Annotated in this window: 22 protein-coding genes; 7 read left to right on the top strand and 15 right to left on the bottom strand. The window is 33.5% G+C overall.

Translation table 11 applies throughout. The features are described from left to right. The first annotated feature begins 24 nt into the window (after positions 1–24). On the top strand, positions 25–1,095 hold the full coding sequence (locus O5637_RS07380; protein ID WP_269603834.1) for a 3-deoxy-7-phosphoheptulonate synthase: 1,071 nt from the start codon (positions 25–27) through the stop codon (positions 1,093–1,095). A gap of 14 nt (positions 1,096–1,109) precedes the next feature. On the opposite strand, the gene O5637_RS07375 is transcribed toward O5637_RS07380, so the two are convergent. The 4 genes from O5637_RS07375 to O5637_RS07360 all read right to left on the bottom strand — a co-directional run bounded on the left by O5637_RS07375 (position 1,110) and on the right by O5637_RS07360 (position 6,382). Next, on the bottom strand, positions 1,110–1,763 hold the full coding sequence (locus O5637_RS07375; RefSeq protein ID WP_269603832.1) for a diacylglycerol/polyprenol kinase family protein: 654 nt from the start codon (positions 1,761–1,763) through the stop codon (positions 1,110–1,112). A 3-nt stretch (positions 1,764–1,766) separates the two neighbouring features. Beyond that, complete coding sequence (locus tag O5637_RS07370; RefSeq protein ID WP_269603830.1) at positions 1,767–2,789, bottom strand: RpoD/SigA family RNA polymerase sigma factor; 1,023 nt, start codon at positions 2,787–2,789, stop codon at positions 1,767–1,769. A 155-nt stretch (positions 2,790–2,944) separates the two neighbouring features. Then, entirely contained in the window at positions 2,945–5,074 is a 2,130-nt protein-coding gene (gene ppk1, locus O5637_RS07365) for a polyphosphate kinase 1 (protein ID WP_269603828.1), read from the bottom strand. Positions 5,075–5,137: 63 nt separating this feature from the next. Further along, a complete protein-coding gene (locus tag O5637_RS07360; protein ID WP_269603826.1) occupies positions 5,138–6,382 on the bottom strand; it encodes an MFS transporter in 1,245 nt (414 codons plus the stop codon). Between the two features lie 109 nt (positions 6,383–6,491). Here O5637_RS07360 and O5637_RS07355 point away from each other — a divergent pair, with 109 nt between their 5' ends. After that, positions 6,492–6,923: a GNAT family N-acetyltransferase gene (locus O5637_RS07355; protein ID WP_420063732.1), complete on the top strand. Its 432-nt coding sequence runs from the start codon at positions 6,492–6,494 to the stop codon at positions 6,921–6,923. 19 nt (positions 6,924–6,942) lie between these two features. Here the strand turns inward: O5637_RS07355 and O5637_RS07350 are convergent, their stop codons facing one another. The 7 genes from O5637_RS07350 to O5637_RS07320 all read right to left on the bottom strand — a co-directional run bounded on the left by O5637_RS07350 (position 6,943) and on the right by O5637_RS07320 (position 15,676). Continuing rightward, on the bottom strand, positions 6,943–8,001 hold the full coding sequence (locus O5637_RS07350; RefSeq protein ID WP_269603822.1) for an anthranilate phosphoribosyltransferase family protein: 1,059 nt from the start codon (positions 7,999–8,001) through the stop codon (positions 6,943–6,945). A gap of 40 nt (positions 8,002–8,041) precedes the next feature. Next, positions 8,042–10,267 carry a molybdopterin oxidoreductase family protein gene (locus O5637_RS07345; RefSeq protein WP_269603820.1) on the bottom strand — a complete coding sequence of 742 codons (2,226 nt, stop codon included), beginning with the start codon at positions 10,265–10,267 and terminating at the stop codon, positions 8,042–8,044. A 77-nt stretch (positions 10,268–10,344) separates the two neighbouring features. Then, positions 10,345–11,886, bottom strand: a complete 1,542-nt coding sequence (locus O5637_RS07340) for a NarK family nitrate/nitrite MFS transporter (protein ID WP_269603819.1) — start codon at positions 11,884–11,886, stop codon at positions 10,345–10,347. 343 nt (positions 11,887–12,229) lie between these two features. Beyond that, positions 12,230–12,544 (bottom strand): hypothetical protein, encoded by a 315-nt coding sequence (locus O5637_RS07335; RefSeq protein WP_269603817.1) that lies wholly within the window; start codon positions 12,542–12,544, stop codon positions 12,230–12,232. 874 nt (positions 12,545–13,418) lie between these two features. Then, positions 13,419–14,465: a GTP 3',8-cyclase MoaA gene (moaA, locus tag O5637_RS07330; protein ID WP_269603815.1), complete on the bottom strand. Its 1,047-nt coding sequence runs from the start codon at positions 14,463–14,465 to the stop codon at positions 13,419–13,421. Positions 14,466–14,469: 4 nt separating this feature from the next. Next, positions 14,470–15,039 carry a molybdenum cofactor guanylyltransferase gene (locus O5637_RS07325; protein WP_269606948.1) on the bottom strand — a complete coding sequence of 190 codons (570 nt, stop codon included), beginning with the start codon at positions 15,037–15,039 and terminating at the stop codon, positions 14,470–14,472. Between the two features lie 169 nt (positions 15,040–15,208). Next, complete coding sequence (locus O5637_RS07320; protein ID WP_269603813.1) at positions 15,209–15,676, bottom strand: nitrate reductase associated protein; 468 nt, start codon at positions 15,674–15,676, stop codon at positions 15,209–15,211. A 120-nt stretch (positions 15,677–15,796) separates the two neighbouring features. On the opposite strand from O5637_RS07320, the gene moaC reads away from it, so the two are divergent. After that, entirely contained in the window at positions 15,797–16,282 is a 486-nt protein-coding gene (gene moaC, locus O5637_RS07315) for a cyclic pyranopterin monophosphate synthase MoaC (RefSeq protein ID WP_269603811.1), read from the top strand. A 7-nt stretch (positions 16,283–16,289) separates the two neighbouring features. Beyond that, a complete protein-coding gene (locus tag O5637_RS07310; RefSeq protein ID WP_269603809.1) occupies positions 16,290–17,567 on the top strand; it encodes a molybdopterin molybdotransferase MoeA in 1,278 nt (425 codons plus the stop codon). Position 17,568: 1 nt separating this feature from the next. Here the strand turns inward: O5637_RS07310 and O5637_RS07305 are convergent, their stop codons facing one another. Together O5637_RS07305 and O5637_RS07300 are read right to left on the bottom strand one after the other, a co-directional pair. Then, positions 17,569–18,015: a molybdenum cofactor biosynthesis protein MoaE gene (locus O5637_RS07305; protein ID WP_269603808.1), complete on the bottom strand. Its 447-nt coding sequence runs from the start codon at positions 18,013–18,015 to the stop codon at positions 17,569–17,571. Then, complete coding sequence (locus O5637_RS07300; protein ID WP_269603806.1) at positions 18,008–18,259, bottom strand: MoaD/ThiS family protein; 252 nt, start codon at positions 18,257–18,259, stop codon at positions 18,008–18,010. The genes O5637_RS07305 and O5637_RS07300 overlap by 8 nt, the downstream gene beginning before the upstream one ends. A gap of 38 nt (positions 18,260–18,297) precedes the next feature. Between O5637_RS07300 and moaB the strand changes: the two genes are divergently transcribed. Together moaB and O5637_RS07290 are read left to right on the top strand one after the other, a co-directional pair. Continuing rightward, on the top strand, positions 18,298–18,792 hold the full coding sequence (gene moaB, locus O5637_RS07295) for a molybdenum cofactor biosynthesis protein B (RefSeq protein WP_269603804.1): 495 nt from the start codon (positions 18,298–18,300) through the stop codon (positions 18,790–18,792). Positions 18,793–18,817: 25 nt separating this feature from the next. Beyond that, positions 18,818–19,573, top strand: coding sequence for a sulfite exporter TauE/SafE family protein (locus O5637_RS07290; protein WP_269603802.1), 756 nt, complete (start codon positions 18,818–18,820; stop codon positions 19,571–19,573). A 3-nt stretch (positions 19,574–19,576) separates the two neighbouring features. On the opposite strand, the gene O5637_RS07285 is transcribed toward O5637_RS07290, so the two are convergent. Together O5637_RS07285 and O5637_RS07280 are read right to left on the bottom strand one after the other, a co-directional pair. After that, on the bottom strand, positions 19,577–20,311 hold the full coding sequence (locus O5637_RS07285) for a HEAT repeat domain-containing protein (protein WP_269603800.1): 735 nt from the start codon (positions 20,309–20,311) through the stop codon (positions 19,577–19,579). A gap of 1 nt (position 20,312) precedes the next feature. Continuing rightward, complete coding sequence (locus O5637_RS07280; protein ID WP_420063731.1) at positions 20,313–21,857, bottom strand: ferredoxin--nitrite reductase; 1,545 nt, start codon at positions 21,855–21,857, stop codon at positions 20,313–20,315. A 285-nt stretch (positions 21,858–22,142) separates the two neighbouring features. On the opposite strand from O5637_RS07280, the gene O5637_RS07275 reads away from it, so the two are divergent. Next, positions 22,143–22,832: a CbiX/SirB N-terminal domain-containing protein gene (locus O5637_RS07275; RefSeq protein ID WP_269603796.1), complete on the top strand. Its 690-nt coding sequence runs from the start codon at positions 22,143–22,145 to the stop codon at positions 22,830–22,832. Positions 22,833–22,856: the final 24 nt, after the last annotated feature.

Here is a 22,856-nt window from a genome sequence, read left to right as displayed (position 1 = left end):
CTTATATCTATGATCACGCTTTAAATGTCCACCTCATCATATTTTTCAATGGTGGATAGCACCTCAGACCTTCATGTGGTCGAGACGCGTCCATTAATGTCACCAGCATTAATTCATAGAGATTTGCCTTTAGATAAGGAAGCCTCTGGAGTTGTCTCTACTACTCGAAATAAGATTCAATCAATTCTTCATGGCAATGATCCGAGAATTTTGGTGATTGTTGGACCATGTTCCGTTCATGATGTTGATGCTGCTATTGAATATTCAAATCGTTTAGCTCCACTAAGGGAGAAATATAGTCAAAAGCTAGAGATTGTTATGCGTGTTTATTTTGAGAAACCACGTACAACTGTTGGATGGAAAGGGCTTATTAATGACCCTCATCTTGATAATTCTTACGATATAAATACTGGTTTAAGAAAGGCAAGAGGTCTATTACTTGATTTAGCCAAAAGAGGAATGCCGGCAGCAACTGAATTACTGGATCCAGTTGTTCCTCAATATATTGCTGATTTAATTAGTTGGACTGCTATTGGAGCAAGAACTACAGAGAGCCAGACTCATCGTGAAATGGCGTCTGGATTATCAATGCCGGTTGGTTACAAGAATGGTACTGATGGGACAGCAACCATAGCTATTAATGCAATGCAAGCGGCTTCAAAACCTCATCATTTTTTAGGAATTAATAGCGATGGTCACGCTTCGATAGTGAGTACTACAGGCAATCCAGATGGTCATCTCGTTCTAAGAGGTGGTAAGAATGGAACTAATTATCATCTTGATGCAATTAATTTAATTGCAGATGAATTAGCAAAATTTAAGATGCCTGGAAGAGTCATGGTTGATTGTAGCCATGGCAACTCAAATAAAGATTTTCGTAGACAATCAGAAGTTTTACGGGATGTTGCATCACAATTAAAAGGTGGATCAAAGAATGTAATGGGCGTAATGATTGAAAGTCATCTTGTTGAGGGTAATCAGAAATTAAATTCAGATTTATCAAAACTTACTTATGGGCAAAGTGTTACGGATGCATGCATAAACTTTTCTACAACTGAAATTTTATTAGAGGAACTAGCTGAATCAGTCAGATAAATTTAGTTGTTCTTTTATACTCCTATTAACCATATCCCTATACAAGTTACTCCAATAGGTACAGTTAAATTGTCGATACCCCAGGGACTTATTTGCTCTAAAAAAGTTGCGATTAGCGAGAAGACTAAAATTTCTAGAGGCTGTATCCCTAAATTATTAGTTGAAGAGATAATTGAAGTCGTTATAGCTACTACTGACCCCATTGTTAATGTTCCAACGATCGATTTCGTTTGACCTAGTATTGACCATTTTGGAGAGTTAATAGACCTTCCGAGTAAACCTGCTAATCCATCACCAAAAGCCATTGATAGAACTCCTATGGAAATTGATGATGCATAGCGAGGCCAAAATAGTAAAAGTAAAAGTGTGATACTGATACCATATGCAATTGTTCCAAAACTTTTTCGCTCGACATCTTCAATGGCAGGTAATAAACGATATTGATAATTAACACCTAAAGATATGGTGATCAATAATGCAGTTGAGAAAGCTATATTTTTTGGAATATCAAATAACCAGGCTAAAAGAATTACAGGCCCTGTTCCTATATGAATAATTTTTCTACTTAACTCTTCTTTTTTAGGAAAATATCTTTTACATAAAACTGCAATTAATAAAATTATAATTATCCATAACGCAATAATAAAAATAGCTATTTGAATAGGCAATGATTAAGCAGCGTTTTGATGGGTAGTCATTACTCTCAATTTTAAAATTGCTTTTGCTTCAAGTTGTCTTACACGTTCTCTCGAAACATTTATTTGTCTTCCAATTTCAGCAAGAGTAAGTGGTTCTTCTCCATCGAGGCCAAAGCGAAGTCTCATGATTTTTTGCTCTCTCTCATTTAATTGAGATAACCATCCTCCAAGGTGTTCTTTTTGAATACTTCTATCCATCCCTTCCATGGGCTCATCGGAATTAGGGTCTGGAATTAGTTCTCCAAGAGTACTTCGATCTTCTTCGCCTCTTGCATGAGCATCAAGAGATGCACATGGCGCGCTTTGAGACACTAAATCTTCCAGATCTTGAGGTTCAATTCCCATTGCGTTTGCTAACTCTAGTCGATTTGGTTGCCTACCAAATCGATGAGATAATTCACGCGATATCCGGCGCATTTTTGAAAGTTTTTCGCTGATATGTATTGGCAGTCGAATAGTTCTAGCACTGTTATCAATGGCACGAGTCATACCTTGTCTTATCCACCAGTAGGCATAGGTTGAGAATTTATAACCCATTGCAGGATCAAATTTATCAACTGCTCTCTCTAATCCAATGGCACCTTCTTGAACTAAATCGAGTAATTCGAGACCTTGGTTTTGATATTTTTTTGCAACACTTACAACAAGTCTCAGGTTTGCAGCCATCATGCGATCTCTTGCCCGTTTACCCATTTTTATTTTGTGTTTCTGACGGGTAGATCGCTGTTCAAGAGGTAGGCTCAGCAAATCTTTCATTTGTTGGACATGATGAGCAAGCTCAATTTCTTCTGCAGGAGTCAGAAGTGGGACTCTTCCAATACTTGTGAGATAGAAACCTATAGCATCAGTAGCTAGACGATTACTTTGTCTTCTTGAACTTCGAGATTTTTGACTACTTACAGTTGATGCAGATAGTTTTTGACTTGTGCTTGCCGAATTGGACTTCTCTGATGAAACATCAGAAATTGCCTTGGCAGATTCCAGCGGGATCCCCATCACCCTGGCCTCTTGAAATTAGATTTATTAAGAAGTTAGCACTTATAAGGAGAAGTTGACTAATTGAAACGAAAAATTTATGACTTTTTGCCTAATTAGGTATAAAGCGCATCAAAAAAACAGATTAAATGTTTTGACAAAAGCTTTGAAATTTTTTAATTTTCTTCTTTCTTGTATAGTTTAATAATTTTTTCTTGAATATATTTTTTCTTATCATTCAAAATTGGATTTTTGGCGAAGCTACCATCACTTTGCATCTTCCAAGAGTCTTTATTTTCTTCTAAATAACAATCTAATAAATGTTTAATTTCTTTTTTAATTTTATTGTCTTGAATAGGTGTAACTGCTTCAACTCTTCGATCTAAATTACGCCTCATCCAATCTGCACTACCAATAAATACTTCTGCATCTCCATCGTTGGAAAACCAAAAGATTCTTGAATGTTCTAAAAACCTACCAATAATGCTTGTTACTTTTATATTTTCGCTTAAGCCTTTTTTCTGAGGATATAGGCAGCACATTCCTCTAATGATAAGTTCAATTTCTACTCCTTCCTGTGATGCTATATAAAGTAGCTTTATAATTTCTGGATCTACTAGGGAATTCATTTTGGCTATTATCTTTGCCGGCAAGCCATTTTTTGCATAATTGATTTCTCTTTTGATTAGATTTTCTATTCCACTTCTAAGAGTTACCGGTGCAACTAATAATTTTCTGTAGGACTGTTGTTTAGCAAACCCAGTCAGATAATTAAATAGTTCAATAAGATCTTGACCAAGCTCAGGCTGGCAAGATAGTAAGCCAAAATCTGTATATGTTCTAGACGTTTTTGAATTATAATTACCAGTACCAATATGAAAGTATGTTCTTAATCTGTTTTTTTCTTTTCTTATGATCAAAGCAATTTTTGTATGAGTTTTTAGTCCAATGACTCCATAAACAACATGAACTCCAGCTTGTTCTAATTGTTTTGCCCATTGGATATTATTATCTTCATCAAATCTTGCTTTTAGTTCAACGAGCGCCATTACTTGTTTTCCTTTCTCAGCAGCTCTTATTAGTGCATCAATAATTAAAGAGTCCTTGGAAATTCTATACAAGGTCATTTTGATTCCCATGACTTGCTTATCTTCCGCAGCTTGATTAATAAACTCTTCGACTGAGGTTGAGAAAAGATTGTATGGGTGATGGACTAGTAAATCATTACGGCGAATAATCGAGAATATACTTTTAAAATTGCTTTTATTTCTAGTATCTAATTCTTCTTGTTCTCGCAATTGACTATTTTTGAGTGAACTATGAGTAATGCCTTGATGCTCTTTAAATTTTAATTTCGGTAGATTGAAAGTTGTTAATTCTATTAATTCATCTAATGCTAGTAACCCCTCAATTTGATATAAATTTTCTTTGTCAATATTCATCCCTTCTTGTAAAAGATCAAGAATTACCTTTGGCGTATTTATAGAGACTTCTAGCCTCACTACTTCACCTCCTTTGCGACGCTTGCGTAAACCTTCTTCTAATGCACTCATTAAATCATCAGCTTCAATGTCACGAAGCTCTAGATCAGCATCTCTTGTAACGCGAAAGAATGAATATTCTTTAACATCCATCCCAGGGAAAAGCATGGATAGATTATTTGCAATGATTTGTTCAATGGCAATTCCTGTGTATTTTGTTGATTCTTTATTATTTAGTTCAACTGGAATACTTATAAATCTAGAAATACTTTCACCAGGAATTTTTATGCGGGTAAATTGTTCTTTATCTGATTCATTATCGACGATAATTGCAGCTAAATTTAAACTTAGATTACTTATAAAAGGGAATGGATGAGAAGGGTCAACTGCTAAGGGGGTTAGGATCGGAAAAATTGCAGTTGTAAAATAATTATCTATCCAAACCTTTTGTCTTTCATTTAACTCTTTATATTCAAGTATAAATATATTATTTTTTTTAAAGTCCTCTTCTATATATTTTCTTGTTTTATATTGCTGCGTCTTTAAAATAGGGTCTAAATAATTTCGAATTTCAATAAGTTGTTCTTCAGGAGATTTTCCATCTTGGCTTCTTTTTGAGATTCCACCTTCTACTTGTGATTTTAATGAGGCAACTCTAACCATAAAAAATTCGTCTAAATTATTGCTAAAGATTGAACTGAATTTAATTTTTTCTAGTAATGGTGTTTCTTCTTCTATAGCAAGTTCTAAAACACGTTTATTAAAATCTATCCAACTCAGTTCACGATTAATATAAGTTTCATTATTGATTTTTGGACTAGTCATATCTATCACTTATTTATTCAATTTTAAATTATTATTATTTTAATGGCTGGATGATCTATCAGTCTAGGAGATAGCTTTTTGCTTGTTAAGACTTTTCCCTGAAATTAAAAACATAACTAATAGTAGAAGCAATATTGTGCCAAAGAATGGACTTCTTGGACCCAAAAGATCATATGAGCGTCCCGCTGCTATTGCTCCAAGAAAAGTTCCCAGACTTTGTAAACCCTGCAGATTTCCTAATACTGCTCCTTGACCTATAGAACTTAGTCTTCTTGAAATTAATGCTCTTAAACTAGGAGTTACTAGTCCAGTTCCCATTGCAAGTATTGCGACGCCAGAAAATACAAGTGGAATTGACGTGTCTATATTTGCGAGCGTTAAAAGAATGCATCCTGTCATTACAAAGCCAATACCAGCAAAAGTTAATCTCGACTCCCCAAATCTTTTTACAAGAGGACCAATTAGACCTCCTTGAACAATCATCGCAATAACTCCAACGACAATAAAAGCAGCACTACATAATTCAGGACTCCATCCAAATTTTTCTTTTAAATAAAGGACTAAAACAGCTGTAAAGCCATTAAATGCCATAAAGAAAACAAAAAATGATAAGCAAAGTCTTCTCGCTAACGGGTTTTTAAATACAATTAGTAGCTGACTAATTGGATTCAAATCTCTTTTTCTTGGTAGTAAATTTCTTTTGTTTTTTGGCAGTGTTTCAGGTAGAAACCAAATGACAAAAACAAGATTAAATATTGCAAATCCGCTTGCGACCCATACCGGTAAAGTAACGCTAAATTTAGCTAGGGCTGTTCCTAATCCTGGTCCGAGAATAAAACCCAAACCAAACGCTACTCCAATTAAACCAAAGGTTTTTGCGCGATTTTCGGGGGTTGAGATATCTGCAAGTATCGTAGTAGCAGTAGCTGCTGTACCGCCACTTATACCATCAATTATTCTGGCTAAAAATAGTAAAGATAAAGGTACAGTTGAGGCCCATAAAGGTAAAAAATTATCCCAATTTAGGCTTACAGTTAATGCAAATAAGGATATACCTATTACTGAACCTAATACACATGTGATCATTATCGGCTTGCGACCGAAACGATCACTCATCGCTCCTATTAATGGGGCTGCAGCAAACTGCGATATTGCATACGTTCCAGTTAGAAAACCGAGAGTGGTCGCGCTTGTGGTGAATTGTTCTAATAAAAAAGGTAATAAAGGTAAAACAATAGTTTCACCTAACCGATCATCTAGAAGTGTTATGAAAGCTCCTAAAAGTGTTGGAATTTTTAGCCTTCTCAAAGCAAATAGCTCATAATTTATTCACCCTCTCATACTGTCAGAGAACTTGGCTTCAAATAATAAAATCAGTCTAAATCGATATTTGCGACCTTGTGAGAGTTCTGACGAAATTGCTCTCAGAGAAGTTTATGAAGATGCTATTCGAACTTGCGATAAATCCTTGTATAGCCCAGAACAGATTGAAGCATGGTCAGCATTAGCATATCTGCCTGGGATTTTAGATAAACCTTTGAAGCAAGGCGTGGGCTGGGTGAGTTGTGTTAATAAAACGATTGAAGCATTTGCTTTGAAATATCCCCATAATCGCTTGGCATTACTTTATTGCCGAGGACGTTCGTCTCGTCAGGGGCATGCTACAGCTCTATTACATCAAATTGAGGAAGATACTCTCAAAGATAGACCTATTAATTTAAAAACAGAGGCAAGTTTATGTAGTTATCAACTTCTTTTACGTCATGGATGGACAATTATTGCTCCCGAGGAAATACAAATAGGTGGTGTTCATTTTTCTCGTTATTTAATGGAAAAAACTTTGTATTAAATGTATTGTTAAAAAGCTTTTAGGAATCAATATTTTCGTCTCTCCAATGAATTAATTTTTCTAATTTCTTTAAAGCAAACCCTGAATTGATTACTTCTTTTGCTTTATTAATTCCCTCTTTAATATCAGAGCTTAAGCCTGCATAAAAAAAGTAAATACCAGCATTCCACTCTAACGCTTTAGTTAAAGGGCCTTCGCCATTAAGAGCTTGTAAGGCAAATTTCTTCCATTCTGTGATGTCGCTCCATTCAATATCTTTTCCAGAACATGCGTAGTCTTTGGGATGAAAAACAGTTCTAGTTCCATGTTGATTTTTGTACTGTCCAATTGTTGATGAACGACTTATTGAAAGATCTATTCCACCTTCCAGTCCTTTGATAGTAATCACATTTTGTTCTCCCATAAGTTCTAAGGTTGTCCAATGTCTTTCTTCAGTAGGAGAATGAACATAGCCACTTATATGTAGATGACTTCCTTGATGACATGTCCAGATTAATTCCATACTTGCTAGAGGTGGGCGTTTACCTATTTGATCTCTATAAGGAATTAAATTTTCAGCTAGTGGAAAATGATCTGGCTGATGTATTAAGGCAAGGTCGTTCTGATTGAAAAAATTTTGCAGTTGTTCGATTGATAGACCGGTTAAATTTAATCCTAGCGCTTGAAAGAGTTCGTTATGAGTAACGCCGTATTTCACAGGCATACGAGAACCACCATGTAAAATAACAGGCTTTTTCTGCGTTAGTAATAGTAAAGTTGTTAGAGGATATATAGGTGCAGTTTTTTTTCGACCATCAAAAGGCATCCCAAAAAATATAGGTTGACGTTGATTACTAGGTGATTGAATTTTTGGTCCTAGTTCTCTATAGGCGTCAATCATCCCGGCTAATTCTTCAGGGATAGGACGTCTAATTCTATGTGCAATCATGAAACCACCAATTTGTGCTGCAGTTGCTTCTTCTTTCAGCATCAGTGTGATAGCTGCTTTAGTTTCTTCGCGAGTAAGACTTTTGCCTGTAAACTCACCACTACCTATTTTTTTTAAATAGGTTTTAAATTCTTCGTAGTTTTTCGGCATAGAAATTTTTTTCTCAAAAGGAAGTGTTGTCCCCAATTTTTTATTGAATATTGACGATTTCTTTTACGTATTTAACAAATCCTTTTTTATCATTTTCAATTGGTTGATTGACAGGATTCACTGGAGCCACAATTACAGCACTTGCTTTTAGTTCAGGCTGTTTAGATACGGGACATGATTGTTCATGCATCAAGTTATTTGTTTCACAGTGATTTGTTTGAGTGAAGCCCCAGTGCATTGGGAGAAAAACTGTGCCTCGACGTATACGATCGGTTTCTTTTACACGTACCGTAAGATATCCTCTACGAGAATTAAGAGCAGATAACTCACCATCTTTGATATTCATATCTTTTGCATCCATAGGATGAATTTCAAGTAATGGTTCAGGGTGCATTTTATTGAGCCGATTTACTTTCCCAGTACGAGTCATGGTATGCCATTGTCCTAGGTAACGCCCAACAGTTAAAACTAACGGGTACATATCGCATGGAGGTTCAGCGATTCCCATAGGTTGCTTAGTGTAAAATTGGGCTCGACCATTAGGTGTTGCAAATCTTTTATCTTCATAAAGTCGCTTAGCTTCTTTTGTCGGATTACCCCCTTTTGGAAATGGCCACTGTTGGGGACCAATACTTTTTAGTAATTCATGATTAAGTCCCGAACTATCACAAAGACGACCGTGTGTCAGAGCTGTGAATTCTGAATATACCTCAGAAGAAGAACCGTAAGTAAACTGATCAATAAATCCAAGTTTTTGGCCTACTTCAGCAAAGATCTCCCAATCTGGACGACTTTGACCAAAGCAAGGACGAAAAGCTGGACAATAAGTAATTCGCCTTTCTGAGTTAGTCATTACACCGGCTTTCTCACTCCACTGTGCAGCGGGTAATAATAGGTGGGCGTAATGAGAGGTTTCAGTATTTACATATGCTTCAGATAAAACAACCAGTGAACAATTTTTTATTGCTGCTTTCACTCGATTTAGATCAGGCATGCTTACAAGTGGGTTTGTTGCAGCCACCCACCAAAGATCTATTTCTCCTTTTTCCATTGCTTCAATTTGTTGCCAGGCATTTAGACCTGGTTCTTCAGAGATACTTCCAGCCGGAAAATCCCAGTGATTTTCGACTACTTGTCTATGTTTTGTACTAGCAACATGTCTATAACCAGGTAGTAGATGAGATAGGCCTCCTGCTTCACGTCCTCCCATAGCATTTGGCTGGCCTGTAAGTGAGAAAGGTCCTGCTCCTTCTTTCCCAATTTGTCCTGTAAGAAGATGTAGATTGATAAGTCCTCCAACAACTGCAGTACCTTCTCTACGTTGATTTACACCCATTGACCAAAGACTGAGCACCCTTTCGTGATGATTAAACATATTAGCTACTTCTTCTAATTTTTTTTCTGGGATACCACAAAAGCGAGCAACTTTTCGTGGCGTCCAATTTTTGACAATCTCTAAGAATTCTGAATATTGATCTGTATGATTTTCAATAAATTCTGTATTTTGCCCATTCTTTTTCAGAACTAAATTGGCAATACCATATAACAGAGCTAAGTCGCTACCGGGAGCAATAGGTAAATAAATGTCTGCAGCTTTTGCAGTGTCGGTTAATCTTGGATCTATAACAATAATTTTTACTTTATCAGGATGTCGTTTTTTCCTTTTGAGTAGACGTTGAAAAAGTACTGGATGGCATTCTGCAGTATTAGTGCCAATAAGGAATGCAACGGTGTAGTGATCAAGATCTTCATAACAACAAGGAGGACCATCTGATCCAAGACTTAAATTATATCCAGCCACAGCTGAGCTCATGCATAGTCTTGAATTTGCATCAAAATTATTTGTACCTAAAGCTCCTTTGAGTAATTTTTGAGCAATATAGTAGTCTTCAGTATGAAATTGTCCAGAACCATACATCGCTATAGAGTTTGGACCTTTTTTGATTAAACTTTTTTTGATCTGTGAAACTATTTTATCTGTAGCTTCATTCCAGCTAATCGGTCGATATTTATCATTGAAATTATCTCGATACAGAGGTTGATTTAATCTCCCTGGAGACAAGGTTTCTCCTACGGTTGCACCTTTAATACATATTTGTCCAAGGTTGGATGGATGATTGCGATCTCCTCTAGATCTCCACATTGGATAACCATCTGCATCTCTACGGACTGCCTTTCCGATTTCAGCTGGTGGTTGCATTTCTAGACCACATCCAACTCCACAATATGGACATTGAGTAGTTAAATTTTTAATTTTTTCTGTCATCTTAATTTAATGAGATAAGAAAATAAAACCTTGGGTAGTTAGTTACCCAAGGTTTTGATTGAAAATTGAATAATATTTTATGCAATTTCCCCTTCATGTAATTCATCGAAGGATCCTTTTGGTTCTTTAAGAAAGAAAAAGCACATGAATGCAACTATCAGCCCTGCTATTCCTAAGATTTGGAAAAAGGCACTATTGGAATTAGCAATTATCTCTGCTGTAGTTTCTCCACCTCCACTCATCCACATAGGTAGAAGACTAAAAATAGTTAGATAAGTAACTGCTCCTACGTTGCCATAGGCACCAACAAGACCAGCGACCTGTCCAGTAACTCTTCTTTTGACAAGTGGGACTAGAGCAAAAGTAGCGCCTTCACCTGCCTGAACAAAGAAGGAAGCAAGCATTGTTATGAACAATGCGACGATAATTCCACTTACACCTGAAAAAGTACCGGGTTTGATCCAACTCATGACAAGGTATCCAATTCCTAAGCCTCCGGTTAGAAAACTCATAGTATTTTTTCTACTTCCGAGCTTGTCAGAAATTAGACCTCCAGCTGGACGTGCAACAAGGTTAACGAAAGCAAAGGAGGAGGCTAGAATACCTGCTGTTGCTTTTGGTAAATCAAATGTTGTCTCAAAAAAAGTAGGTAACATTGAAACAACTGCCAGCTCAGAACCAAAATTAACAATATATGTGAGTTCAAGAATTGCTACTTGTTTGAATTCATAACGGTCTTCTTTTGGATAAATTTTAGTTCCTGCAATTAACTCTGAGTTTGTACGAATAATCCCCCAAGTCTGAAAAGCGAACCAAATTAAAACAGCGAAAAGAGCTAATGGATATGTTCCTGCATCAAGGAAACCAACTTTCTTTAACCTCCAACATAAAACAGCAAGTATGGCTGCAAACGGCACATTCATACCCAAAAGCCCCCAAAAATCTCGCATAGAAGTGACTTCTAGACCAGCTGTTTTAGTTGGGCGCTGATAAATTTTTCCAGGAGGAGTATCTCTGACATTAAAGAAATAAAAGATGCCATACAATGCTGAAATCACACCACTGCCAGCGATAGCACCTCGCCAGTTAAGAACGGCACCTGTTGGTAATTCAAATCCACCTGAAAAAGAAAGTAACCCAGCAATGGCAACCATTGTCAGAGCCGAGAAAGCCGAGCCAAAATTACCCCAACCTCCATATATTCCTTCTGCTAAACCGATTTCTTTAGGTGGGAACCATTCAGCCACCATCCGAATACCAATTACAAATCCTGCACCTACAATTGAAAGTAATAAGCGAGCGATAACTAATTGATTAAAAGTTTCTGCTGAGGCGAACAGTAAGCATGGAACTACCGAAAAGATGAGAAGACTTGAGTATGTTTTACGTGGTCCAAATTTATCTAAAAGCATTCCGATCAGGACTCTCGCTGGAATTGTTAACGCAACATTACAGATAGCTACAGTTCGAATTTGACCCAAAGTGAGCCCCAAGTCTGCCTTAACAGTCGTAGCGAGGGGAGCCAAATTGAACCAAACAACAAAAGTTAGAAAGAACGCAAACCAAGTGAGATGAAGTGTTCGATATCTCCCTTGAAATGTCCAAAGATTTCCAAGCATTGAAATTAAAAAGTAAGAAAGAAGGCTTAAAAAATTTGCCTATTGAAAACGGTAAAAAATCAAACCGTTTTGAAGAATTAAATCAGCCGGTATATTCCCACTAAGTAGTAGTCGATACAAAAAATAAGAGTTTTATACTTATTTGATTGATTAAGTAGTTATTGCTACTAAAACGAATTAGTCGTCTGAGGATTTCAAGATCTTTAATATTATGCGGTAAAAAATACAAAAATTTAGATATCGGATGGATTGATTTCCTTGAACTAAGTTTAAATTATTTACTGATAATCGAAATTCTGATTAATCATATTTGAATCAATTAATGAATTGAAGATTAGTAAAATCAATCAATAAAAAGAGGAGACCACAAAGTTGCCTCAGAGGCTATTACAGGTTGAATATTGATAGAAGTTGAACTATTTGTATTTAATTTTGTATTTGATTGTTTAGTAATAATGTTATCTCGTGTTCCCAGTTCAGACCAAAGAGTGGCAGGACTAGCAATTACTGGGTCAACAGTAGTTAATTTATTTTGAACAGTAGGGGAGTAGCTTCTAAAAAGCTGAACAGCTAAAGAACTAACAATGAAAGCTCCCAAAAATCCTGCTGAAACAGTAATGGCACTTCTTTCAGTGCTTCGTGCGGAACTCGTAGACATGATTAATTTGGATCGTTTTAGCTTAAGCTCCCCGTTCCTTGGCTTAAGGCGATTTGCGGCTCGCTGGAGCGAGTTGAACGTTTTTGTAGTCTTCACTACATATTTATTATGATCCCTTTTCCAGAGCAGTGTTGTTCAGTGTAATACAAAAGTATTTAAAAATTCTTCCAAAAACAGTTGACTGTTATATCTTTTGGCTTTGATTTTTTATAATTTATGCCTCTATAAGAAAATAGAGTCTCATTGATAGTCATTTTGGCTTTGATTTGCCTATCAAGATAACTCGTGTTTGAGTAATGAAGATTTTTAATGTCTTCAGGTAGATATTTTTGACCTCTGTATGTAAGGAGATCCATGAGAATAGAGTGATGAACTATGCAAAAGTTCTTAAAGAAGACCCGAGCTGATCTAAAAAGAAGAATTTTGTATTAGTTAATACATAATAATGCTTTAAGCTCCTAAAAGTGGTTCAGATTGATACAAAAAAAATCAATGAACAGAAAAGTAAATCGTATTGAATGTAGTTACTTTTATGAATTTTACTTATTATAATTCTAAATTAAATCAATTAAAACTCAATCCTGTATTTTTAGATTTCAAAAAAGAGTAGGTGGGAAGTTGGTTAATCTCAGACTGAAAATAAGTATCATTATATTGGTATGTAGATGCATAACCTTTACTTACATACCAACCATGAGTCATACCCATTAACATTCCTAAACTAATAGCAAAGCGCACTTTTTTGAAACGACTATTGCGAATTTCATAGATTTTTAGTACTTCAGTTGTCTTTATTTATACGAAAATTAATTTTCAAAAGAACATTTTTTAATTTATGTATGAGTTAATACCATTTTCTTTATGTACATGGATTTTAACCTCCTAAATACGACATTGAAGGATGAGGTTTTTGTAGTTTCGAGTTTTCAGATTGATCAAATCTATTTTCACTATATTTATCATCTCTTATTAGCCATATTGTCTCAAGAAATTCTTCTAAGCCTTTTTCATTAATTGAAGGATTGAGCCATTTTTTTAAATCAGAACCATTGTTTGAAAAAAGACAAGTATGTGCGAAACCATCACTAGTAATCCTTAATCTATTGCAGTCAGAACAAAAAGGATTAGATATCGAAGATATTGTGCTTATATAACTATTACTATCTTTCATATACCATTTATGGGCTGTATTTCCTATTAATCTTCCAGCTTCATTGATTTTAAAATGCTCTTTTATTATACTGATCAATTCGTGAGATTTTAGAACTTCATTAGCTTGCCAATTATTCTTATTTCCTACATCCATATATTCTATGAATCTAATTTCAATAGATTTAGCTTTAGCAAAGTGAACAAGATTTAAGATCTGATTATCATTTATGTTCTTTTTTATGACACAATTTATTTTTAGCCGACCCTCTAATGGATCAAAGCCAGCTTGGATGGCATTATCAATGCCTTGGAGAACATGATTTAGCTTATTTTTAGCTGAAATCATATTATTATCTCCTGTCATTATTGAAAATATTTTTGGATCTAGAGCATCTAGACTAACTGTGATTCTGTTGAGTCCATAATCAAATAAATTTTTACATCTATCTTTTGTTAATAATGATCCATTTGTAGTTATAGCAATGTCTTTTAAATTATTTATAGGATGATTTCTTGTTTTCTTTAATGTATTAATTGCTTCCATCAGCTTATTCAACTGGCTGCTTATTAATGGCTCTCCACCAGTTAATCTGAGTGAGTTTACTCCTAATTTGCAAGCAACCTTAATTATTGATAGAAATTGCTTATTAGTTAATGTAGTCAAACAGCTATTATTTTCTGGCATACAATATGGACATGAAAAATTACATGTATTAGTTAATGAAAGCCTTAAAACTTTTAACTCTCTATCATGAATATCTTTAATCATACCTTTAATAATAATTTAGTGATTTTAGTTCTTGTAATGAGTTGACATTTAAGAATTCTTTGTCTTTGGCAAAATAATAATGAAAAGGAATTGATTTTGTCCATCCCTGAAAATTTATTTTACCTAATTGAAGTCTTTCATTTAACTTATTTAAGTTATTTTGATTTAGAGGATAAATGCCAAGTAGTGGTTGAGCCATTTTATTACTATGTGCGATAAGTGCTATATCTCTATTTTTTTTCCAACACTTGATAAAAGCTTCAATATGATTGCTATTAATGAAAGGCATATCTACTGGCATTAAGAGTATATAGTTATATTTTCCTAAAAATTTTGAATATAAAAACTCCATACAATTTAGTGGTCCATGGAAAGGTTTTTTATCAAATAATATATTTACTTTATGAAATTCACTAATTTCATTTATATGAGATTGATGATTAGTTAAGAGGATAGTTTCTAAGTCCAGTTTTTTCAGGATATTTAATTTATGTGATAACCAGCTATCGCCTTCATGATGTTTTAATAGTGCCTTATCTTTACCCATTCTGGTACTTTGCCCCCCAGAGAGAATACAAGCTTTGAGTTCTTTCTTAGTAGAACTATCTAAAATGATAATTTATTTTCTCTAAATTAAAAACTAGCATAAAACTTGAATAAATATTTATTTTGTTATCATGAAAACATAAATTATATATTAATTTAATCGATCTAATCTTCATTATTCGAAATCTCTATAATTTCTAAGAATCATTATTGATTAATATTTCTTTAAAAGCTTTAATAAGATTTCGGTGTTCATGTCCAGGTCTTGCAAGTTTACATAGAGCGAACCTTTCAAGTTCGCTCAAATTAGACCATATTTTCTGAGATATCTGAAATGTATATTTGTTTGCTTCAACATCAATAAATTTTGGGACTGTACCCGATAACAACCATGGCTCATCTTTTGAAATTAAAATTTCTTTTGCTTGACCTATACGACTACGCCTAGTTTTACTAATCAAATAGGATTTCAATCCATCTAAGTCGTCAATCGAATCTGACCAATAAACTATTTTTCTTTTATCATCGTGATTTAACTCCTGCCAATGTTGAAGTTTTAGTTTTAAACCGATAAGATCAAGTTTCCTACGAACGCATAAAGGTATACATCTTAGATCACTAATAAATTCATCTTCAAATTCAAAACAGTGGCTTGATTGTTCCAAGTCAAAACCTACGGATTTAATTTAACCATAATAACTTATTTGTGAATTTTACTATTCTCTAACATATAATAATTAATCATTATTTTTTATTTATCATTATAACTAATCATAAATAAGAAAATGGATTCAAACCTAACTCATTTAAATGAGAAGGGCGATATGTTTATAGTTGATATTTCTGAGAAAATAAGCACTCCGAGAGAAGCTCTCGCTGAAGGATATATTGATTTAAGTGTGGAAGCATTTGATAATGTTAAAGACGGCAATATAAAAAAAGGAGATTTATTTGCTGCTGCAAGATTTGCTGCAATTAATGCATCTAAAAAAACTTCGGAATTAATCCCACTTTGTCACTTATTAAGTTTAAGTAATATCAGGATTGATATAGATCTATGTAATAAAAAAAGAGCGATAAAAATCACTGCATTATGTAAAACGAATGCTCAAACTGGTGTAGAGATGGAAGCACTTACTGCGGTTTCTATAGGATTACTAACTATTTACGATATGCTTAAAGCTATCGATCCTTTTTTAACAATAAATTCAATTCGACTTTTAGAAAAAAAAGGAGGCAAAAAAGGTATCCTGAGGAGAGAAACTAATTAATTTTTTGATGACTCAAGAGCCTTTTTTAAGGGAGGGATTAAAAGTAGAAGAAGCTAGAAAAGAAGTTTTAAAGGAAATCAAGAACGTTTTAGATAATTTTACTATTCCTTTCGAAAGTATTCCTTTAGAAGATTCCTTAGAAAAAATTTCTTCAACAGATATTTTTGTAAAACAGAATATTCCCGGCTTTAGAGCCTCCATAATGGATGGTTTCGCGGTTAGTCATTCTGCCAAACCTCAGAAAGGACAATATTGGAAAGTTGTTGGAGATTCATCCGCTGGGAAACCTTACACTAAAAATCTTTCTGAAGGTGAAGCCATTGCTATAAGCACTGGTTCATTAGTTCCTGATGAATGCTCTTGGGTTATTCCTTTAGAACAGATAAAGACAGAAATGATAAAAGATAGCTCTTTTGAGAAAATACATCTCATAGACGACTTAACGGATAGTAATTGGATTAGACCTGTTAATGATCAATTATCGGAAGGAGATATCGTATTAGCGAAGGGTCAAAAAATTACTCCTAGTATTATTGGATTACTTGCTAGTTGTGGAAAAAGTTATATTAGTGTGTTTAAATCTTTCAAAATAGGATTACTTATTTCAGGCGATGAATTAATCAAACCTGGTATAGATAAATCAACTGGATTAATCTGGGAAAGTAATAGTTTTTTAATTAAAAGTATTATAAAAAATCTTGGATATGATATCAATGAAATATCAATTCAAGCAGATGATAAATTCAAATTAAAGAATTCTCTTATTGAACTTGCAAAAAATAATCAAATTGTAATTTCCATAGGTGGAATTTCCGTTGGGAAAAAAGACTATATTAAAAATATTATTAATGAAATTGGAGAAATAAAGTTCTGGAAGCTTTTTTTAAAGCCTGGTAGACCCTTTGCCTTTGGTTTTATTGGTCAAGATATTCCATTTTTTGGTTTACCTGGTAATCCTGTGTCTGCAGTAGTAATTTGTTTGCAAATTTTGTGGCCCGTATTTCAAGTTTTTAGTGGAGTGAAGAATATAGAAACACCCTTGAGATTTAAGATCAGAATTAACTCTGATCTTAAAAGAAGAAAAGGTAGACCTGAATTGATTAGATCTAAACTTAAAGTAGATCAGCAAGGTGAATTATACGCGGATATTCCTCCTGCACAATCATCCTCACAAATTTCTTCTTTAATTGATTCTGATCTGTTAATTGAGATCCCACCCGATAAGGATTTACTTAAGAAAGGAACATATCTTTGGGCACAGCTTTTCAGAAAAACAATTTTATAGTTTAGGTTGAAAGTGCAGTATTATTTTTGACCCAGGAAGAACCTTTGTCAGTCCATTCCTTTTTCCAGAAAGGTACTTTGAATTTTGTTACCTCTAAAATTTCAGAGCAGTATTGATTAGCTATTCCTCTTTTATCAGCACGAACTGCTATGAGCACTATTGGCTCTAGTGGATCAATGAAGCCTACTCGATGGATAACTAACGCAGAAAAAGATTCGATTTTTTTAGTAATTTCTGATAAGTGCTTTTCGATTAACTTTTCAGTTAAACCACTGTAGTGATGGATTTCTAATTTTTTTAATTGACTTCCAAATTGATCTATCTCTCTAACTCGTCCAATAAAAATTGACATTGCAGCCATTTGATTATTAATTTCCCATTTTTCAATTTCTCGATATGGATCAAAAGGATCAGTTGCTATTTTGAATTTGTACTTAATTTTATCCACCTGTAAAAATCGGCATGAATGCTACCTCATCATTATCTTTAACAGTTGCTTCTAGACTAGAAATTTCTTTATTAATAGCCACAATTATTGATTGGTGATCTACATTGATATTAATATGTTTTAGTATAGATTTTGCTTTTTTATCTTCTATTAGGTCTAAAGAAAGATATTGTTCATCCCATCCATATTTTTCACTTAATTCAGCAAACAATAATACTTTGATTTGGCTAGCATTATTTTTCATGTATAGTTAATTCATATATTTTAATTGTTTTATACTAAGTGGTTTCTATTGCATTGTTAACTGTATCTGATACTCGAGACATAAAAAATGATGATAGTGGTCAATTTTTAGTTGATTCACTAAAAATAGATAAACATAATATAAGTAATAGAATAATATGCAAGGATAATGTTTATATTATTAGAAAGTATATAAGTGATTGGATAGCTGATGATGATATTGATGTTATTATCACTACTGGAGGAACAGGGCTTACTTTTACTGATGTTACGCCGGAGGCAATAAAACCCTTATTAGATAAAGAAATAGAAGGTTTTGCGGAAATCTTTAGATATACATCATTTAAGAAAATTGGCACGAGCACCTTGCAAAGTAGATGTATTGCAGGTGTGGCAAATGGAACTTTTATCTTTAGTTTGCCAGGATCTTTAGATGCAGTAAATACTGCATGGAATCAAATAATAAAATATCAACTAAACAGTGATACTAAACCATGTAATTTGATAAATTTAATTAATAGATTAAAAAAATAGTTGGAAAAAGATATGGATTAAAAGAGTGCTTTATTTCATTGGGATAGCATTAATTGCTTTTCTTTATTCGATTGTTGGTCATGCTGGTGCATCAGGTTATATAGCCTGTATGGTTATATTTGATAAGCCAGTTTCACTTATCAAGCCAATAGCTTTAATTTTGAATCTGGCAGCATCAACATTAAATTCAATAAGATTTTGTGGTGATGGTCATTTAAAAAAATATTCATTAGTTAATTTTTTAATACCAATTCTATTAGTTTCAATTCCCTCTACAATTGTTGGAGGCAACTTGAATATCACTGATACCTTACTTAGATATTTTTTATCTCTTATACTGTTTCTTTCCGGAATTAGATTTTTAATTACATCGTTACTAATAAAAAATAATACTATAAATGATTATAAGCTGCCCTCAAAAATTGTTGTTTTTTTTACTGGTTCAATACTTGGCTTACTATCTGGAATTACTGGGACAGGAGGTGGTATATTTTTAACTCCTCTATCTATTTTACTTAAGTGGATGCCACTTAAAACTACAGCTGCAGCTTCATCAGTTTTTATTTTTTTTAATTCTTTAGTTGGAATAATTACATGGCAAACAATAAATAATTCTTCAAAAATTCATTTCACATCTAATATTTTTCTTCATTTAATAATTGTATTATTTTTTGCTTTTTGTGGAAGTTCTCTTGGTAGCAGAACATTTGATGATAATTTTATAAAAAAAATTATTTCTTTCATCTTATTTTTAGCAAGTTTTAAATTAGCGTTTGCATGAAATTTAATTATTTATTCGATCCAGAAATATATCTTGAACAGATAGTTGCTTTTTGGCTTTTTGTTGTAATTCCTTGATATCTAGTTGAGTAATAAGCTCTGAAATTTGGCGTGAACTATATTTTGTGCCGATTGAACCTAGTGCTATTAATGCTTGTTCTGCAATGGGATAGCTACCATTTAAAGCGAGTTGTTTAAGACGATCGATAACAGCATCTTCATTACGCCTTTGAAGAATTTTGATTCCTTTAATGACTACTTCATCTCTAAAGTCTTTTAGTGGTTCATTAACTAATTCTAAAAGCTCAGTTTCATGCAGTAAATGAGATTTAAAACTTAGGAGTTCTAACCCAGCTATTCTAATCGCTTGGGATTTACTCTTCAAAATTAATTCTAATTGGCTGTTATTTACTACAGCTCCCCAGCAAGCAAGTGCTTTTAATATATTTATATCTAGATCTTTTTGTTCATCAAGTTGATTAAGTAAGAAATCTCTTGCCTCAATTTGATGGCAGATACCAACTGCATAGATCAATTCAGGTTGTCCACCATGTTTTTTTATTAATGATTTGATTGATGTCCAACCTTTCTCAGCTAAAAAACCTAGACGTTCGCACAATAAATGTCTTATCTCATAAGGGAGAGATTTCGAATAAGCTTGTTCAATCCATAATGGATCTTTAGGTATATTTTTTTGATTAAATCTATCCCGAATTTCTTTCTCACTTAAAGTAGCCATCTTAATCAACTTTTTTCTTCGCTGAAAAATTTTCAATAAGTATCTGTTTCAGAGTATTTTTTATTTCATATTTAGGAACTTTTTTAAGATGAATTTTGCCAATTTTATTTGATGGTCCTTGTTCACCTCCAATACAAATATCATAAGCATCAACTATTTTCCCCTCAGAATCTCTTCCTTTTTTGCCTGTCAACCCAATTGCACCCATATATGCTTGACCACAACTATTTGGACATCCAGTCCAATGAATTTTGATTTCATCATCTAGATCCAGTTCCTGATCGAGTAGTTGAGAAACTTCTAATGCAGTATCTTTGGTATTTGTTAGAGCAAAATTACAATAGGTATTACCAGTGCATGAAACAGTTCCTGCTGATAAATGTCCAGGATTCAAAGGGAATTTATCTAATAGGTTTTCTTTTTTGAACTCTTCTAATTTGTCCTTAGGAATATTCGTAATTATTATATTCTGATCTTCTGTTAGGCGTATATCCCCTGATCCATAATTTTCACTCAGCAAGGCAATGTCTTGAAGATCCTCTGAGCTTAATCTTCCTACAGGGATGTGTAATCCAGCAAAAAATATATCTTTTTGTTTTTGCTGGTTAATACCAAGAAAGGACCTAGGGATTTTGCAAAAGTCACTACCAGGATCAGTCTTAAGTTTTCCGAACCGTTCTTCAACTAAATCTCTAAAGTTTTCAATTCCAATTTTGTTCAAATACAATCTAAATCTTCCTTTAGGTCGAGCAGAGCGTTCTCCATGATCTCTCCAGAGACTTAAAACAGCATTTGTAAACTCACAAATTTTGTTATCCTCAATCCAAACGTTTAGTGGAATGGCATAGTCGTTTAATACTGATGAAAGTATTCCACCCACCCAAACACTAAAGCCTAAAATATTATTCACTTTTACAGGTAAAAAGACTAAATCGTTATGTAAAAGAAAATTATCTTTTGAACCTGCGATTGCAGTATTCCATTTCCTAGGTAAATTTGAAAAATCTTCATTTCCTTTACCATTATTTGTAAGATAATCATTTAATTGTTTTACATAATCTCTAGTGTCAATAATTTCTTCAGGATCAATACCCGCTATTGGGTTCCCAGTTATATTTCTCGGATTATCGAAACCAGATTGAATACTATAGATTCCAGCTTTATTTAATCGTCTAAGAATTTCAGGTAAATCACTTATTAAAATCCCCCTAAGTTGAAGACTTTGTCTTGTTGTTACATCACAGCTTCCACTGTCTCCGTATCTTGCAACAATTGAGGAAACAATTTTTAATTGATGTGCATTTATAACACCATTTGGGACTCTCAGCCTAAGCATGAATTTACCTGGTGTTTTTGGTCTCCAAAACATCCCATACCATTTAAGCCTTAGCTCTAGGTCAGTTTTATCCATCTCTTCCCAGCCTATTTTTGCGAAATTTTCAATTTCTTTACCAATTAATAATCCATCTTTATTTGCTTTATTTTGTTCAATTTTATTTAATTTTTTCTCTTGTAAATAAGATTTCATAACTTGGTTGCTACTCATCATTTTAAAATTAATCTTTTCAAAGCAAAATGGTGTCCATCAGATTCATGATTGCTTTGAGTTTTTGAAGATTGGATATTATGAACCTATTAATCCCTAAAACTGGGACTTACTATGTAGCAAAACATACAAAATCTCGAACTTAGAATTTAAAAAGAAAAATGTAGTTTTTGATACAATTAATGCTCGTATTTTGTTGTTTTTTGGTTAAATAATCCCCATCAATTCCATGAAGGGTTTTATCAGGAGATTTTTATTTATTCTCCTTACTAAGAAATTAGTTCAATGAACAAATCTTCTAATAATTTATTATTTTTAAAAAATTCTGAATTTTTTGAAGGCATACAAAAGAAAAAGAATAAAGTATTTTCTAAAAGAGATATTAGATTAATAATCCATGGTTCAAAAAATGGTTTTGTTCATCCTATTATGGATATTATCATCAATCAAGTGCAAAAAAGAAGAGGTAAATTAGTAGAATTAGAAGTCTTGACTGAAAATTCTTATCAAACTTCTTCTTCAAAGTTTATTTGGCTCGTACCCTTATTCTTATTACCAGGTAATCATGTCAGGATAGATGTTCCTTTGATAAGAAATAGATTGAAAAATGAACTTATCAATTCTAAATTAACTCCTTATATTGGATCGTGGAAGAATTGGATTAATATTCTTGTTGAAATGATAAAAGTCGAGAAAAAATCAGTGACACCAGTTTTTTTGCATCATCCTCTGCGATCAAAGGTTGCATCTGATCATATGCTATTCTTAGGCAATAGGCTAGGAATACAAACTGCATCTTGGACAGAATGGGATAAATTTTTAGAGAAGCCCAGTATGAATTATTCTCCAATACCTTACACATTATTGCCTACAGAAAAAACAAAATCTTTAAATAGAAAAGATTCTATTTCTTCTTTACTTGAAATCAAATCTTTTAGAAATGGTTTAATTAATTTATTAAGTGAGCTGCCATAATGTTTGTGAAGTCGTTTAATTCTG

The organism is Prochlorococcus marinus str. MIT 0917 (genome assembly GCF_027359575.1).
GTDB classification, from domain to species: Bacteria; Cyanobacteriota; Cyanobacteriia; order PCC-6307; family Cyanobiaceae; genus Prochlorococcus_B; species Prochlorococcus_B marinus_D.
Note: the sequence above shows the minus strand (reverse complement) of the source record. Positions and strands in the feature narration are given on the sequence as shown.